We start from the raw sequence: 15,185 nt of genomic DNA, 5'->3' as shown, positions 1-15,185 counted from the left end.
ACCCACGGGGTGTGACCTCCAGGCCCAATGCAGGGTAACGGACAGCGAGGCTCTGCGGTCCTCGACATCAGGAGGATGCCATGGCTACGACCGCCGGCTGGCATCGCGCCCCTCCCCGCGTGCGACGAGGGTTCGGCACGTCCCACGACCTCGTACGCCCCTTCCGCGCCGTCGCCTGCCTGTTGACGGGGCTGTTGGGCTCGTGCGCGGGCTCCCTGGCCAATCGGGGGCAGGTCGAGACGACGGTCGGACGCGCCACCTTCAACGACATCATGAACGAAGTGCCCTCGATCCTGCGCCGGGTCGGGTACGCCATCTACGAGGTCCGGGAGACCGGCTCCTCGCTCTATATCGAGACCGGGTGGCAGGAGCGGGTCCCGTTCGACGACGAGGCGGAGGCGGGGGCCGACGTGGCCCGCACCCGGTTCGTGGCCCGCGCGCGCAAGGTCGGACCCGCCTTGTATACGCTGCGCGTGACGGCGGAGAACGAGGTGCACGGCGTCGAACCGCCAGAGGCCCTGCCGGATGCCGCGGGTGGGTGGAGCACGATGCCCGCAACCGGGATGTACAAGGCCTACGTCCTCGACATCACGACGGAGATCCAGATGAAGGTGGACGCGGGCCTGCGCACCTACGGCGTACCCGGCTCCGCGGCCCCTGCCGCGCTGTCCTCGTAGGCGGGCGACCAGCGCGCCTCGATCGCGGGCCCATACGGAAGCAATACGGCAGCTCCGCCCCGTCGGGCCAGAAGGGCGGGCCAGTGCCTGGGGAAGCGCGACAGCAGGCTGGCGTTCCGTTCCGGTCCGAGGTCGCGGACGTAGAGGGCACCGCCGCTCGTCAGGCCGGGCAGGTCGCCCTGCCACAGCAACGGCGCCAACGGATCGACGCCCGGCAGATCCGCCGCCGCTTCCCTGCGACAGACGTCGTCGAGCAGCTCGCCTTCCTCGGTACGGATGCGAGAGCCCGAATCCATCTGTACGATGCGGAGGCGTCGGAGGCTCGTTCCCTCGAAGGCCAGCACCTGACCGGCAGAGCCGCGTCCCGCCTCACGTGCGCGCACGTAGCGATCCACCTCGCACGTGGTGTTGAGACGCAGCGCAGCGCGCAGGGAGTCGAGCCGGACCCCCAGCGCGGACATGCGCGCGCCGAGGCGTGACTCCCAATCTTCGTGCACGAACACGAGGGTGGGTTCGTCGACCGCCGGGGCCCGCACCGTCATCCCCGTCGCTCGCGCGACCTCGGCCTGTCCACGGACTCTCGCCGGGCCCGCGACCAGGACGCCCACGAACCAGGCCAGGGCGAGCGTGAGCCCCACGGCCGTGCGGTGGAGGATCCGCGCGGACGGCCCCGCACGGGGAAGGCGGCGGAGCACCACCAGCGCGCTCGTCGACGCCAGGAGGCACCAGGCAGGTGCGGCCTCGTACAGCAGCCGCGGTCCGAGGTACAGGTCGTGATGCCAGTAGAAGGCGTTGGCCAGCACCGGAAGCAGCGCCCACGCGACCACCAGCGCGTGCCCTCGTCGCCAGCCCGCGTTCAGAACGAGGGCCGCCGCCACGAGCACCACCACCGGAATCGGGCTCTGCAGGAGGTCCAGGCTCAGGGACAGGAGATCGATGGACGTGTAGCGTAGCGCTTCGCCGACCCCGTACGGCGCTCCCCACGGATCGACGTGGAAGCCGAGCCCGTGGGCCGGCCCGGCGGCCGCTGTGTAGCCGAAGCGGAGAGGGCTGCCGAAGAGGAGGGCGTTGTACCCCAGGGTCGCCGCAACCGGGGGGAGGGCCCCGAGCAGCGCGGCCCCCAGGCGGAGCACCCAGGCCTGGACGGTCGCTCGCCCGACGGGAGCGAGGGCCCACACGCCGACGGTGGCCAGCGGACCCAGCACGACGGCCACATAGGGACGGGTTGCGAAGGTCGCGCCCACCGCGGCACCGGCGAGCAGGGCCCAGGGCCAGCGTCCGTCCAGCGCGCGTAGGGAGGCGTACCACGCGAGAGCGATCAGCGCCATCGCCAGGACGTGGTTCATCGAGGCTGCCGCGTGGAAGGCGAGGAATCCGCTGCCCGCCATCAGCAGCACACCGAGCCGCGCCGCCAGACGATCGAAGGCGAGCAGCCGCTCCGCGACGAGCGCGGTCAGCAAGACGGCCACGCCCAGGAGCAGCGGTCCCACCCACCAGACCGACCCCGCCGTCGAGGCCAGCGCCAACACCGCAGGAAAGCCGGGCGGGTACTGGGAGGCCCACCCCGCTTCGGTGAGCACCATGAACGGGAGCTGCCAGAACGCGGGATCCGGCAGCGGGGGTCCGGCGAGCGCGCCTGCGGCGAAGTAGCGCGCCTGGATCCATTGGCTGATCCCGTCGAGGAGCGCGGGCGAGCGGCCGAGCTGCGCCGTGGCGATCCACGCGGAGACGGAGGCGGCCACCGTCCCTGCGAGGGCGCCCAGCGCGACGACCGGTATCCGGCACAGCGCCGAAGCCCACGTCGTCACCCAGCGTTCGGGGGACGGTGTCTTCACCAGGGCGCCGAGGATCATCACCGCGGCCACGGCCAGCAGCCCCCCGCCCCAGTGCGCGCGGAAGTACTGTGCGCCGAGTCGCGCAGCCTGCTCCCCGACCGGGCCCACGGCGGTTCCGGCAAGACCGGCATGCGCCGGGACGGCAACGGCCAGGAGCAGGAGTCCAGCCAGCAGCCGGCGCCCGACGACCTCAGGGCGCGAAGGCTCGCGCACGTGACGGGTCAGGGCTCGGGTGCGAGCCGCAGGATGCATCGGGGCTCCGCGGCCGCGGCGGATCGGCTGGTGATCTCGATCACGCCTGCCTGCCCTCGCGCGCCGTAGAGGGCTCCTCCTGCGGCCCCCTTGAGCACCTCGATCCGCTCCACGTCGTTGGGGTCGAGATCGTCCAGCCCGCCACCGGTGATGATGCCGTCGACCACGAGCAGCGGCGCCTGCTCCGCGTTGATGCTGGACGGGCCTCGCAACTGGATCGAGAGCCCGGCACCCGGAGCCCCACTGCCTTGGACGACCCGTACGCCCGGAAACGCGCCGCGGATGAGATCGGCGATGGATCGGGCGGGATCCCGTTCCATCTCGGATCGCTCCAGTCGCTCGACCGTGAAGGTACGCTCCCCCTCCTGGTCGGCGCGCTGCCGGAGCCGGGCGTCGCGACGCAGGGCTGGACCATCCACCAGGATGGTCAGGGTCACGGGAGCGGTTGCCCGGACGTCGACCTCCGTGGCGAGGGGAACGCACCCGACCAACTCGACCCGCAGCTCCCGGGATCCGGCGGGCGCGTCCGAGAGACGAAACCGGCCGTCGACGTCGGTCTGCGCCGCGACTGCCACACCCTCCAGTGTGACACGCGCTCCGGGCACGCCTTCACGCTCGTGGACCGTCGTCACGGATCCCGAGACCACGCCCCCCTGTTGGACGGCGCCCCCGACGGGGGCCACGCCCGCCACGAGGAGAACCAGAAGCGCCGGGGGTTCGAGGAGGCGGTGTGCGCTGGGCATCGAGCACCTCCACGGAAGGACCGGGGCGGAAGGAGCCTGGGACAGGATCGAGGGTGCGCCGCACGCGGGCAAGCCGGGCCCGGGCAGCGCCGGCAGATCGGCGCGGAACGAGGTCGGGCCGAGGAGGACGCCGGCATCCCCCTCGGCCCGACCGACGCCGTCAGTTGGCGGAGCCGGGGCCACTCCCGCCGAAGGTGTAGACGGGGATGTCCAGCAGATCCAGGTCGACCTGGGGAAGCGGCGCCTGATAGGCGCGGCCACTGCGCAACGTCCCCATGCCGCGGTCGTCGTACCACGAGCTTCCCGCGTAGAGGAACGCCGTCTCCATCGATCTCTCGTAGATCAGGGTCTGGAGAAGATCGCCACAGTCCCCTTCCGGTCGACTCGATGCTTTGGCCAACAACCCGGCCGAGCGCGGCACGCACCGGGCGCCGGACACGCCATCGACGTCGGCAGGGGGAAGTCCTGCCTCGTCCCGCATCTCGTTGATGTAGGGGAGAGCCAGTTCTGGACTACCCGTGCGGATATGCGCCTCCGCCTTCAGGTAGCCCATCTCCAGCATGGTGAGATCCGGAGCGAATCCGAACCCGGTCTGGGAGATCTCGAAGTACCACCAGGGCGCATAGTTCCCGGCGTACCAGGCGCCGCGCTCCGCGGGTTGGATGATGGTGGGGCGGTAGTGTACGTACAGGCCCGGATCGGTGAGCGTGGCTCCTCGTATCCTCAGGTCGTCCGTGTCTACGACGAACGGCTGCTTCTCCGCAGGCGCGGAGGCTTCCCACTCCGAGTACTTGCCGGATTGGTCCGCCGGTCCCAACAACGCCAGGTCCGCATCCGATCCCAACCCCATGAAGGTCTTGAGCACCACGCCCCACTGACCGGCGGCCCCGTCCAGATTCACGCCGAAGTCGCTCGTCACGCCCGCGTCGATGTGCGCCAACACCGCGCTCCAGTCCACCTGCGCCCGCTCCTGCGGCGTGCGTGCCACCTGCGCCATGTAGCGCGCCTGGTAGGAGTGCGTGAGACGAGCCAGCTCCGTGCTGGAGTAGCTGTCCGTGCCCATCCAACCGGCCGGTACGGTGAAGGAGCCCTGGTTGGCCATGGACCTCGCCTCCTCCAGCTTCGCGAGGGCGGCATCCATCAGCTGGTCGTACGGGACCAGCTGCATCGCGGTGGGATCGGCCACGTCCTCATCCAGGATGAACCCCTGGTCGTACTGCAGGGCGATGTTTCCGAGCAGCAACCCCTGCATGAACTTCGCGAACGCCAGCGCTCGCGGTGTGTCCTGGCCGCCAGGACCGATCTCGAGGCCGAGGTCCGCGATCGACTGCAGACCGTCCCGGATGGACGCCAGTGCCCGGTTCGTCAGCAGCCAGGGGTCGTACACCCAGTAGCCCCACTGGTAGGCCGTCTGGTTGATGATGGGCTGGGCGGGCTCCATGCCCTGATCCTGGAACCCGTAGTTCGCCTGCGATCCCGACAACTCGTCGGCCATCGACGACATGGCGGGACCGGGTGCCTGCCCTTGCTGTAGATTCCACCACGTCCGGAAGGTGCCCGCGATGAGGGACTCCACGTCTCCTGCGGACGACAACGCCCGCTCCCGGTCGGGCTCGTTCACATTGGTCACGTCCAGCTCGAGGCACGCGGCCAGGGATGCCAGGACGAGGCCCGCCAGGACTCCACGCAGTACGGCTCGCGCTCGGTTCGACATCGAGATCACTCCGTCGGCTCGTTGGATGCTCATTGTCGGCTCTCCCCTCCCTAGAACACCAGTTCCAGATCGAGCCCGACGCTCCGGAAGTTCGGATAGAAGTACTCGTCGATCCGGCCGACGGCCGCGGAGCCCCCGAACGTGTTCTTGCCGACCTCGGGATCGAAGCCGCGGTAGTCGGTCCACGTCTTGAGGTTCCGGCCCGTGAGGTTGACCGTTGCCCGGGAGATGCCCAGTCGCTGAAGGGCGGCGGGCAGTTGGCTCTCGGGGAGGCTGTAGCGCACAGACAGCTCTCGCAGCTTGATGTAGTCCGCATCCTCCGTGAAGTAGCTGTTGTTCCGGTTGTTGGAGTAGAAGCCCAACGCGTTGTAGTAGGTGACGGGCTTCTGCCGCTCGTCCGGTTTGCCCGTCTGATCCATCATCGGGCAGTGACCATCGCGACAGCGCCACTGCATCGTCTGGTTGTAGACCTGAGCCCCGAACTCCGAATCGAAGAGCACGGTGAATCCGAAGTTCTTCCACTCCAGGTTCTGCAGGAAGCTGGCGTTCAGCGACGGCTCGCTGTCGCCGAGCTTCTGGTCGGGAGGGTTGTATCCTGAATTGAGCGGTCCGATCGGCAGACCCCAGCTGTAGTTGACCCCGTTCACCTCGCCGGTCGTCCCCCAGAGGTTCTTGCTCTTTCCTTCCGTCCAGCTGTTGCCGGTTCCGACATAGACGAGATACCCATCGTCGTTCACCTGGAATTGCCCGCAGTCGGTGCCCGCCGCGAGCTCTGCGCACGACGTCGGCCACTTGTGCCCGTAGTAGGACCCCAGCGTCTCGCCCTCACGGATGTAGAGGCCGGCCCGGTAGTCGGAGATCCGATACGGCGCAACGTTCAACTTCGTGATCTTCGTACGGGTCCGATCCAGGTTGAGGCGGGCCGTCCAGAGCAGATCCGACCGTTCGATCAGCGACGCCTCGAGGGCCAGCTCACGGGAGTTGGACTCGATCGTGGCACCGTTGCGCCATTGGTTCTCGAAGCCGGCCACAGACGGCAACGGCACCAACAGAAGCGCGTCCTCCACCTTCGTATCCACGTAGTTGGCCTGGATCCGGAACCGCTCCGCGATGACGGCATCCAGCCCGAACTCCTGCTCGGTGGCAAGCTCCGGCTTCAACTGGCTGTTCCCCAGTGTCCGCGGCGCGATCGCGCCGGCGGTCACGGCATAGGTCTGGTACTGGGCGTTGAAGCTGGGCCGCCCGCCTGCGGTCCCGATCGAGTAGCGCGGCTTCAGCTCCGTGAGCCAGTCCACGTTGAACCACGGTTCGGCGGACAGGCGCCACGCGGCGCTGAAGCGATAGTAGTTCTGCCAGCGCTCCTCTGCGCCGAAGAGCGAGCTGCCGTCTCGCCGGCCGAGCACGTCGAAGATGTACCGGTCCTTGTACACGAACGAGCTGATGGCGAAGAAGCCCATCGACCGGACCTGCCGATTGTACGAGTCGAGCGTCGGGGTACCGCCGATGAGCGAGATACGCTCGACGTTCGCCACCGGGAGGTTGTTCCCGCTCACACTGAAGCCGCTCTCGTCGAGAGACTCGAGGAGGTAGCGAAGCCGGCTCCGGACGGTCAGGTCCTCACCGACCTGGAACGTCATCGCTGCCGTCGCGGAGGCATTCATTTCGAGGCGAACGTCGTTCGCGTCGGAGATACTGCCGGTGGCGGGGGTGTTGAACGGACGCAGAAGTCCTGGACGCTGGTAGAAGTGCGTGTCCGTCTCGATGCGATCGAAGCTTCCGTTCGCTTGGAAGGACAGCCACGTGAGTGGAGACCAGTTGACGTCCAGGCCCCCGAGGCCACGCACCCTGCTCTCTTCGTTGGTGGTGTTCAGCAGGTCGTACAGGGGATTGCGGGTGACGTTGCCCTGATTGATCGGCTCACCGATGTGGGCCACGTCTCCCGTTGCCGGGTCGATCCGCGTCAGGTCCGCCGCGGCCGTCGTGAAGGTCAGTCCACGGATGATTCCACCCCCGCCCTCGTCGAACAGCCCCCGGTCCCGCTTGGCGAAGTATGCCTGCGCGGCGATGTCGAACTGCCCGAAGCGCTGGCCTACGTTGAGGCGCGCGTTGAACTGCTCGAGGCCCTGCGCAAGCTGGATGGCCCCCTCCTCGTTCGTGTAGTCGAAGGAGAGACGGTAGTTCGTGTTGCCCTCGTTGCCGCCGATGGCCACGTAGTTCGTGATGCGGTTGCCCGGGTTGAAGAACTGCTTCATCGGATCGCGCAGGGGAAGCTCGGCGGGATACGGGTTCAGCATGAACGTGGTGAACGCGTTCCGCCCGTTGCCGCCGTCGTTCAACGCTGGCGCCCCATCGCGCGGGAAGGTGATGGGGTTTCCGTTGCGGTCGAGGATCTGCGTCTGATCGGCGTTCATCATCCACTGATGATGGAACGGCACGCCTGGATAGTGCTCGATCGAGTTCGACTGGAACGAGCTTCGGAAGGTGAACTGGGTCTGCCCGTCGGCGAGGTTGGCACCCGAGCGTGTGGTGATCTGCACCACCCCGGCCGAGGCGCGCGACCCGTAGAGGGCGGCCGCGGCCGCGCCCTTCACGACCTCCATGCTCTCCACGTCCGCAGGGTCGATGTCGGCGATCCCCCCGTTCGTGATGACCCCGTCGATGACGACCAGGGGCGACTGGCTTCCGGTGATGCTGGTGGGACCGCGCAACTGGAAGGACGGCTCGCTGCCGGGTGCGCCGGAGCCCTGGACGACCTTGGCTCCGGGCACCTTGGCCTGGAGCAGGCCAGCCACGTTCACGGTCTGGATCTTCGTGATCTCATCCACGTCCACCCGTTCGACCGTGAAGGGAAGCTGGGTTTCCGGGGTCTCGGCAGCGACTCCCGTCACGACGATCCCCTCCATGGAGATGGCGCGCTCCTCGAGCTGGAAGTCCGCCACCGCCGTCTCGCCGGGTCGAACCTCGACGGTCTGCGTCACAGGCCGGAACCCGATGCGCTCGATGGTGATGCGCTGCTGACCCACGGGCACGTTCTGCACCAGATAGCGGCCCTGGGCATTGGACAGGCCTCCGATCTGCAGGCCTTCGATCACCACCTGGGCGCTCTGCAACGGGCGACCCTCCGTCGTGGTGACCACACCGGTGACTGCCCCGGTCTGGGCCTGGAGGGGATCGGGGGACGCCATGCATCCGAGCGCCCCCACGAGAAAGCAGAGAAGACGTACTACTTCGATCCGGGACATGACTCGACTCCTTTGGCACGCACTCGGCGCGCTGGATGGAAAGCCGATCTATGAGCATCACGCAGCCGGTGGCATACGATGACGCGCTGTCCTCACGCCTGACGGGCGTGCGATACCCGAATCGGAAGGCCGGCGAGGCGGAGTGCGCGCGGCGCGCACCAAGCGTCAGCTGAGCGGAGATACCGCCGAGCGGGCGCCAGAGGATTGCCTCTTGTTGTGCCGTTTCTACTCGGCAGAGTGGGCGCGCCTCGCGCCGTTTGTCAAGGCCCCGAGGACGGCCGTTTGATCGGGTCGGTGGGCGTGGTCCGTCGGAGGCCTGCGACGTCGGAAAGTCTCAGCATAGACGCAGTTGACAGGAGGCCGCTCCGGCCGGAATACACGTCAGGCAGACCCTCGTACGGCGGGAGGATCCATGGCCAGGCTCCCAGGCGGCGAGCGTGGGCGGGCTGTATGGCGTGAACCTACCGTCCACTTCGTCCTCATCGCGCTCTTGATGTTCGGCGCCCACACCGCCACGCAGCGGATCCGGGGCGCGGATCGTGTGGAGATCCGGCACGATCTGGTCCTCGCCCGTGCCGCCCAGATCGAGGCGGCCATCGGCCTGCCACTGACGCCCGACGAGCTCCAGCGCCTGGAGGACAACTTCATCGACGAGCAGATCCTCGTCCGTGAGGCACGGCTCCTGGGACTCGATGACGACCCGCAGGTGCACGATCTGCTCGCTCAGAAGATGCTCGACGTTCTCAGCGCGGGGGTCCTGCGGCCGTCGCGCGCGGAGCTGGAGTCGTTCTACGCCCAGCACCGGGCTGCCTATTCGTCCGCGCCCCGCGTGTGGCTGACCGAGCTGATCGTGCCCGCAGCCCACCCCGGGTCCGCCGCCCTGGCGGCGGCCTTGCAGAGCGGGTCGGCACCCGCGGACCTGCCTGGTGCCTCCACCCTGCAGGCGTCCCCCCTGGACAGCGTGTCCTCCACCGACCTGCAACGGATCTTCGGGGACTCGATGGCCACCCGGGTCCTGGCGGCATCTCCGACGTCCTGGGTGGGACCGTACACCAGCGTCCGCGGACAGCACTGGCTCTGGGTCGCGTCCGTGCTCCCGGGGTCGACCCCTCCGCTGGACTCGATCTCCGCCCAGGTCCGTGTGGATTGGGTCGCGGAGCGGGAGTCGACGGTCCTACGAGAGAAGGTGGACGAGCTCCGGGAGCGATACACGATCGTGTTCGTGGACGAGAACGAACGGTGACGGCGCTCGCACTCGTAGGCCTTGGCCTCCTCTTCGGGACCGTACCCGCCCGACACGACGTCGAGACGACCTCGATCGCTCGGGTGTTCCTCGACGAGACCGGTGTGGGTCGCTACGAGCTGACGGTCGTCGATACCGGCGCGCCTCCGTTGACGGCGCTTCCGGGCCTGCTGCCCTCGGTGTGCCGCGGGCGTCCGGACGGGCGCGGACCCGACCCGGCCCGCCACCTCGAGTTCACCTGCGAGCGCCCGCTGACCTTCTCGGATACGATCGAGCTGCCGTGGTCTCTCTCCGGCGTCGTGGTGTTGGCACGTTGGCAGGACGGAACGGAGGCGTCGGGATTCTATCGCGGCAGCGGTCGTTCCGTCCGGGTTCCGCTCGAAGGTCTTCGGGCCGATCGTGGATCCCTGGGCTCGGTCGCGCACCGCTACTTCGTGATGGGGGTCGAGCACATCCTGTTCGGGCTCGACCATCTCTTCTTTGTGCTGGGCCTGCTGGTGCTCGTGCGCGGCACACGGCCGCTGCTCGTCACCATCACCGCCTTCACCGTGGCGCACAGCCTTACCCTCGGCGCAGCGGCTGCGGGGTTCATTCCGCTCGACCCGGCGCCGGTCGAGGCGGCCATCGCGCTGTCGATCATGCTGCTGGCCCGCGAGATCGTCGTGCTCGGCCGAACGGGTGACTCCGCCCATCTCATCCACCGGCGCCCGTGGATCGTGGCGTTCGTCTTCGGGCTGCTGCATGGTCTGGGGTTTGCCGGGGCGCTCGGCTCCATCGGCCTGCGCTCGGGCGACATCCCGCTCGCCCTCCTGTTCTTCAACGTCGGCGTGGAGGCGGGGCAGATCGCGTTCGTCGTGGTGGCCGTGGCCGCGCTGCGCGCGCTCGCGGTCGCGGCCGCGCCCCTGGCCGAACGCGCTCCGCGGTATATCGGATACGCGCTGGGCTCGGTCGCCTGCTTGTGGCTGTTCGAGCGACTGCCGGCGGTGTTCCTGCCCTCCTGACCACGCGTTCCGGCCCTGGCCCGAGGGGGCGGGCCTCCGTCCCTCACGCCATCAGGTCGAAGTCCCCATCCAGCACCGCCTGGAAGCGCCCGGTCCGCCATCCGCGCACGGCGTCGCGGACGAGCGGGTCGGGAGCTTCCCGGTAGCGCCGGACGATCGTCGTGGACTGGTTCGGATGGCGCTGATCCAGGAGCGTCCGCGCGATGCGCTCGGCATCGCGGGGCACATCCACGGGCCGCAGCGGCTGGGCCACCACCCGCACCGCGACCCGCACCTTGGGGGAGCCGTCCCCGGTGCTCTCCAGCTCGAAGACGTGCTGTCCGGTCTCGGGCTCGAGGATCCGGTGTGCTCCGAACCCGGACACGGCCAGCAGACACTCCCAACGGCCGTTCGCGTCGTGGCCTTCGGCGAGCACCTGCACCTTCATGCGCCGTCGCTCGCCCCACCCGCGGTACATCGTCGCCAGCCGACGGGCCGCGCGCTCACAGTCGGGCCCCCGCTGCGGATCGGGCGCGGCCCGCACGTGCAGGTAGGCGTCTCCGAGACGCTGGTCCTCGAGCTCGGTGACGGCCTCCCGGATCAGGTACAGCAGCTCCGCGAGGCGCCGTACCAGCGCCCGCGGCGCGGCGGAGGTGGTGCCCAGGCGCGTGAGCAGCGATCCCGCGGTGGACAGCGCGCGCTCCACCCGGTCCATGTACTCGACGAGTCCGAGCGTGTGGAAGCGATCCTCACGCTGCCAGAATCCCGCCTCGGCCATGCGCGCCAGTCGAGCCTGTTTGGCGGTGCCCCACCCCGGTGCGGTGACCTGTTCGCGCAGCGCGTGGTAGCGGGTGGTCAGGAGGTCGAGCTCGGCTGCGCTGCCCTGGCCGTCGAGGGCCACGCCTTCCAGCGACGGCTCGCGCTCCGGGGGCGTTCCCGGCGCCACGGAGGCACGCGCGTCGTCGGGCGCATCGGGATCGACGAACTGCACCGCGAGGCGGCCGTCCTCCAGGCGCACGAACAGGAATTGCTCCCCTTCGGGCGCACGATGCTCGACGATCACTTCCGCCAGTGGGGCCAGGAACCGTTGCTCCACCGCTCGCTTGAGCGGTCGGGCGCCCAGCGTGGGACTGAATCCATGATCGATGAGGTGCTCGAGCGCCGCCTCGTCCCACTCGATGGCCCAGCCCCGGCGACGCAGACCGCGGCGCTCGTAGACCGCCTTGAGCTCGAGGTCCAGCAGGGTGCGCATGACCGGCCGGCTGAGCGGCCGGAAAAGGACGACCCGATCGATCCGGTTGAGGAACTCGGGACGGAAGGTGCCGTCCAGCGTGCGGCGGATGGTGGACGGTTCGAAGCGGACGTGGCCGGCGGTCCCGAACCCGAGGCCCGCGGTATGGGCATCGGCCGCGCCCAGGTTGGACGTCATGATGACGATGGCGTTGCGGAAATCGGCCGTGGTGCCGTCCCGTGCGGTGAGCCGGCCATCGTCGAAGACCTGCAGGAAGAGGTCCCAGACGGAGGGGTGCGCCTTCTCGAACTCGTCCAGCAGCACGATGGAGAAGGGATGCTCGCGGATGCGCGTGACCAGCGCGCCGGGATCGGCGACCGAGCCCCGCTCGCCCAGGATGCGATCGAGGGAGGCCGGATCCTGGAACTCGCTCATGTCCAGCCGCAGGAGGCGGGACGACGAGCGGAACAGATACGTGGCCAGCGCCTTGGCGATCTCGGTCTTGCCCGTCCCCGTGGGGCCGACGAACAGGAAGACCGCGAGCGGTCGCGTCGGGTCGGTGAGTCCGGCCTTCACGAGCGCGATGCGCTCCACCACCGCCTGCACCGCCTCGCCCTGGCCCAGGATGCGCTCGTCGAACCAGCCGCGCACGTCCGCCAGGCTCATCTGCCTGCGGTCGTCCAGCAGCTCGATCGGCATCCCGGTATGGCTCGACAGCGTGACCAGGATGTCGTCGAGGGCGACCTCGGTCGCGTGCGGCCGGGCGGTGAGCACGCGCTGCTTGGTGGAATCCAGCAGCTCCAGCAGTCGGCCGGGGTTCTCCCGCGCGATGAGGAACTGATCCGCCAGGCGCGCGGCCTCGGCGATGACCTCGGGCCGGAGATTTCCCCGACGCTTGCCCGCGAAGCGCGCCTCGGCCAGGGCACGCACGCGCTCGGGCTCGAGCGGCTTGATCCGGACCGTCTCCAGCACGCTGCGGACCTTGGGGACGAGCTGCACCATGAGCTCCCAGGCCGCCGGCGAGGTCTCCCCCACCATGCGGATGGCGCCGGTCTCGAGGTGCGGCACCAGCAACTCGAGCAACCCCACCGGGCTCTGGTTGTGACGGCCCGCCCAGGTGAGCTCGTGGAATGCGGGACAGATCCACAGCAACCTGGGGGAGGCGCGCATGGACGCCAGCAACTGCTGGACGCGCTCCTCCACCTGACCGATGTAGGAGCGTCCCGACATGATGTCGGACGCGGAGGTCTCGAAGACGGTCCACCCCTGCTTGCGCAGGCGTCGCCCCAGCGCGAGCGCCCACGCGGTCTTGCCCACCCCGGGCGGTCCCACGAGCAGGCTGGAGCGTGCCGGGGACGCGGAGAGCGCGGCTTCGATCCGGTCGAGCCCCTGCGTGAGCTCGTCGTGCTCGACCAGCGCCCGTGCGCGCTGTGACTCCCGCTTCCCCCAGGCCCGGGCGAAGTCGGAGATCAGCAGGAGATCGGGGGTGCTCATGGCGGCCGGCGCGGGGGGTGGACGGTGCACGTGCGCCTCCAAAGGACGGCCGGCGCGCCGCCGCCGCCAGTCGCAGCGCGCGCGGGGAGCGTCCGCGGACGGACCGGCGGAGCAGGTCGCCGACCCGTCGGGTCGCGGGCGGAGCGCCCTGCGGCCACCTTGGAGCCATGCGCGCCTGGCAGCTCTCCCGCACGGGACCCCCCGAGGTCCTCCGCCTGACGGACGTCCCGACCCCGGAGCCCGGACCCGGCCAGGTGGGGGTGACGGTGGAGGCCATCGGGATCAACTACGCCGAGGTGCTCTCCCGGAAGGGTCTGTACGGGTGGGCGCCGCCGAGGCCGTACGTGCCGGGGATGGAGGCCACCGGGCGCATCACGGCGGTCGGGCCGGACGTGCCGGAGGAGCGCCTGGGCCAGCGCGTCCTGTGCGGGATGCAGCATGGCGCCTATGCCGAGCGGGTGGTGCTCGACGCCCGGCGCGCCCTGCCCGCGCTCGCGGAGTACTCGGTGGAGGAGAACGCGGCCTTCGCGGTGAACTTCTTCACGGCATGGGTCGCGCTGATGGAGATGGCGCGCCTGCGTCCGAGCGACCGCGTGGCCGTCACCGCGGCCGCCGGTGGCGTGGGCACCGCGGCCGTGCAGATGGCCCGGGCCTTCGGCTGCGAGGTGGTGGGGCTGGCGGGCAGCGAGGCCAAGCTGGAGCGGGTGCGGGCGCTCGGCGCGCAGGCCACCGTCGCCTATCGCGACCCGGGCTGGGAGGCGCGGCTGGACGCACTGACCGCCGAGCGCGGCTTCGACGTCGTGCTGGAGGTGGTCGGCGGGGAGGTGTATCGCGCCTGCCTGGCCCACCTGGCTCCGCTCGGCCGACTCGTGGTGGCGGGCTACGCCGGGCTGGACTACTCGCGCTGGAACCCGCTGTCCTGGTGGCGGGCCTGGCGGGACGCGCCGCGGATGGACATCACCCGCGCCGCCCTGGCGTCCACGGGCGTGCTGGCCACCCACATCGGGTATCTGCTGCCCGACGCGCAGCGGCTCCTCGCGCTGTGGACGTCACTGACGGACTTCACGCGCGCGCACGGGCTGCGGCCGGTCGTGGGAGCGACCTACTCCTTTGCCGAGTTGCCGGAGGCGCACCGCTTCCTGGAATCGCGCGCGAGCGTGGGCAAGCTCGTGGTCCGGATGGAGCCGGAGGACCTCAGCGGGTCGTGACGGGCCGCACCGACGGGGCGCCGCGGATCTCCAGGGTGACCCGCTCCTCCACGCGACGCTCCCGGCCCGTGGGCGTGTCCTCCCAGACCACCTCGGGATCCCGGCGCAGCCGGCATGCGTCCGTGGGCCGGACCTCGGGCCGGTAGCCCGACCAGAAGTCGGCCGCCACCCGGGCGCAGATGACCCGCATCCCCTGCCCGCTCCACACGATCTCACCCGTCGGCTCCAGGGCCAGCCCGGGCAACGGCACCCGCGCCAGGACCGGGTCGTCCCGCTCGGGATCACGCAGCAGCTCGTCCAGCTCCACCACCGCGCGCGGGGTCTCGCCCGTCTCCCAGGCGAAGCGCCAGACGTGCTCACGCACGGGGCTGTGGTCGCCGGTCCAGGTGAGCTGCGCGGACGTGGAACGCCAGGGACCGGCGTCCGCGGTGCTGGCACAGGCGGCGACGACGAGCGGGAACAACAGCGCGGCGACGGGATGCTTCATGGGGACCTCCAGCGGATGCGATCTCCACGATGGGAAGCGATCGTATCCGTTGGGTGACGATCCTTCGATCGTCCGGCAA

10 protein-coding genes are annotated in these 15,185 nt (G+C 69.7%); 4 read left to right on the top strand and 6 right to left on the bottom strand.

The genetic code is table 11. From position 1 onward, the window contains the following. Positions 1–80 precede the first annotated feature (80 nt). Entirely contained in the window at positions 81–677 is a 597-nt protein-coding gene (locus R3E98_17705) for a hypothetical protein (protein ID MEZ4425238.1), read from the top strand. Here R3E98_17705 and R3E98_17700 read toward each other — a convergent pair. From R3E98_17700 to R3E98_17685, 4 genes are all read right to left on the bottom strand, one after another. Further along, positions 632–2,764: a hypothetical protein gene (locus tag R3E98_17700; GenBank protein MEZ4425237.1), complete on the bottom strand. Its 2,133-nt coding sequence runs from the start codon at positions 2,762–2,764 to the stop codon at positions 632–634. The genes R3E98_17705 and R3E98_17700 overlap by 46 nt on opposite strands. Next, entirely contained in the window at positions 2,734–3,507 is a 774-nt protein-coding gene (locus R3E98_17695; protein MEZ4425236.1) for a TonB-dependent receptor plug domain-containing protein, read from the bottom strand. The genes R3E98_17700 and R3E98_17695 overlap by 31 nt, the downstream gene beginning before the upstream one ends. Positions 3,508–3,667: 160 nt before the next feature. Further along, positions 3,668–5,221, bottom strand: coding sequence for a hypothetical protein (locus tag R3E98_17690; GenBank protein ID MEZ4425235.1), 1,554 nt, complete (start codon positions 5,219–5,221; stop codon positions 3,668–3,670). Positions 5,222–5,271: 50 nt separating this feature from the next. Beyond that, positions 5,272–8,463 (bottom strand): SusC/RagA family TonB-linked outer membrane protein, encoded by a 3,192-nt coding sequence (locus R3E98_17685; GenBank protein ID MEZ4425234.1) that lies wholly within the window; start codon positions 8,461–8,463, stop codon positions 5,272–5,274. A gap of 412 nt (positions 8,464–8,875) precedes the next feature. Here R3E98_17685 and R3E98_17680 point away from each other — a divergent pair, with 412 nt between their 5' ends. After that, the gene (locus R3E98_17680; GenBank protein ID MEZ4425233.1) at positions 8,876–9,706 is read left to right on the top strand and encodes a peptidylprolyl isomerase; all 831 of its coding nucleotides are present in this window, start codon (positions 8,876–8,878) and stop codon (positions 9,704–9,706) included. Continuing rightward, a complete protein-coding gene (locus R3E98_17675) occupies positions 9,703–10,707 on the top strand; it encodes a HupE/UreJ family protein (protein MEZ4425232.1) in 1,005 nt (334 codons plus the stop codon). The genes R3E98_17680 and R3E98_17675 overlap by 4 nt, the downstream gene beginning before the upstream one ends. A gap of 43 nt (positions 10,708–10,750) precedes the next feature. Here the strand turns inward: R3E98_17675 and R3E98_17670 are convergent, their stop codons facing one another. Further along, positions 10,751–13,441 (bottom strand): AAA family ATPase, encoded by a 2,691-nt coding sequence (locus R3E98_17670; GenBank protein MEZ4425231.1) that lies wholly within the window; start codon positions 13,439–13,441, stop codon positions 10,751–10,753. Between the two features lie 137 nt (positions 13,442–13,578). On the opposite strand from R3E98_17670, the gene R3E98_17665 reads away from it, so the two are divergent. Further along, entirely contained in the window at positions 13,579–14,619 is a 1,041-nt protein-coding gene (locus R3E98_17665) for a zinc-binding dehydrogenase (GenBank protein ID MEZ4425230.1), read from the top strand. Here R3E98_17665 and R3E98_17660 read toward each other — a convergent pair. Next, positions 14,606–15,106 carry a hypothetical protein gene (locus tag R3E98_17660; GenBank protein ID MEZ4425229.1) on the bottom strand — a complete coding sequence of 167 codons (501 nt, stop codon included), beginning with the start codon at positions 15,104–15,106 and terminating at the stop codon, positions 14,606–14,608. The genes R3E98_17665 and R3E98_17660 overlap by 14 nt on opposite strands. Positions 15,107–15,185 lie beyond the last annotated feature (79 nt).

The sequence above is a fragment of the Gemmatimonadota bacterium genome (assembly GCA_041390125.1).
Lineage (GTDB): Bacteria > Gemmatimonadota > Gemmatimonadetes > Longimicrobiales > Gaopeijiaceae > JAGQIF01.
Note: the sequence above shows the minus strand (reverse complement) of the source record. Positions and strands in the feature narration are given on the sequence as shown.

Excerpts from the sequence above, each read along its gene's own strand:
- R3E98_17705 (MEZ4425238.1), top strand. The coding sequence starts at position 81 with ATGGCTACGACCGCCGGCTGGCATCGCGCCCCTCCCCGCGTGCGACGA.
- R3E98_17700 (MEZ4425237.1), bottom strand. The coding sequence starts at position 2,764 with ATGCATCCTGCGGCTCGCACCCGAGCCCTGACCCGTCACGTGCGCGAG.
- R3E98_17695 (MEZ4425236.1), bottom strand. The coding sequence starts at position 3,507 with ATGCCCAGCGCACACCGCCTCCTCGAACCCCCGGCGCTTCTGGTTCTC.
- R3E98_17690 (MEZ4425235.1), bottom strand. The coding sequence starts at position 5,221 with ATGTCGAACCGAGCGCGAGCCGTACTGCGTGGAGTCCTGGCGGGCCTC.
- R3E98_17685 (MEZ4425234.1), bottom strand. The coding sequence starts at position 8,463 with ATGTCCCGGATCGAAGTAGTACGTCTTCTCTGCTTTCTCGTGGGGGCG.
- R3E98_17680 (MEZ4425233.1), top strand. The coding sequence starts at position 8,876 with ATGGCCAGGCTCCCAGGCGGCGAGCGTGGGCGGGCTGTATGGCGTGAA.
- R3E98_17665 (MEZ4425230.1), top strand. The coding sequence starts at position 13,579 with ATGCGCGCCTGGCAGCTCTCCCGCACGGGACCCCCCGAGGTCCTCCGC.
- R3E98_17660 (MEZ4425229.1), bottom strand. The coding sequence starts at position 15,106 with ATGAAGCATCCCGTCGCCGCGCTGTTGTTCCCGCTCGTCGTCGCCGCC.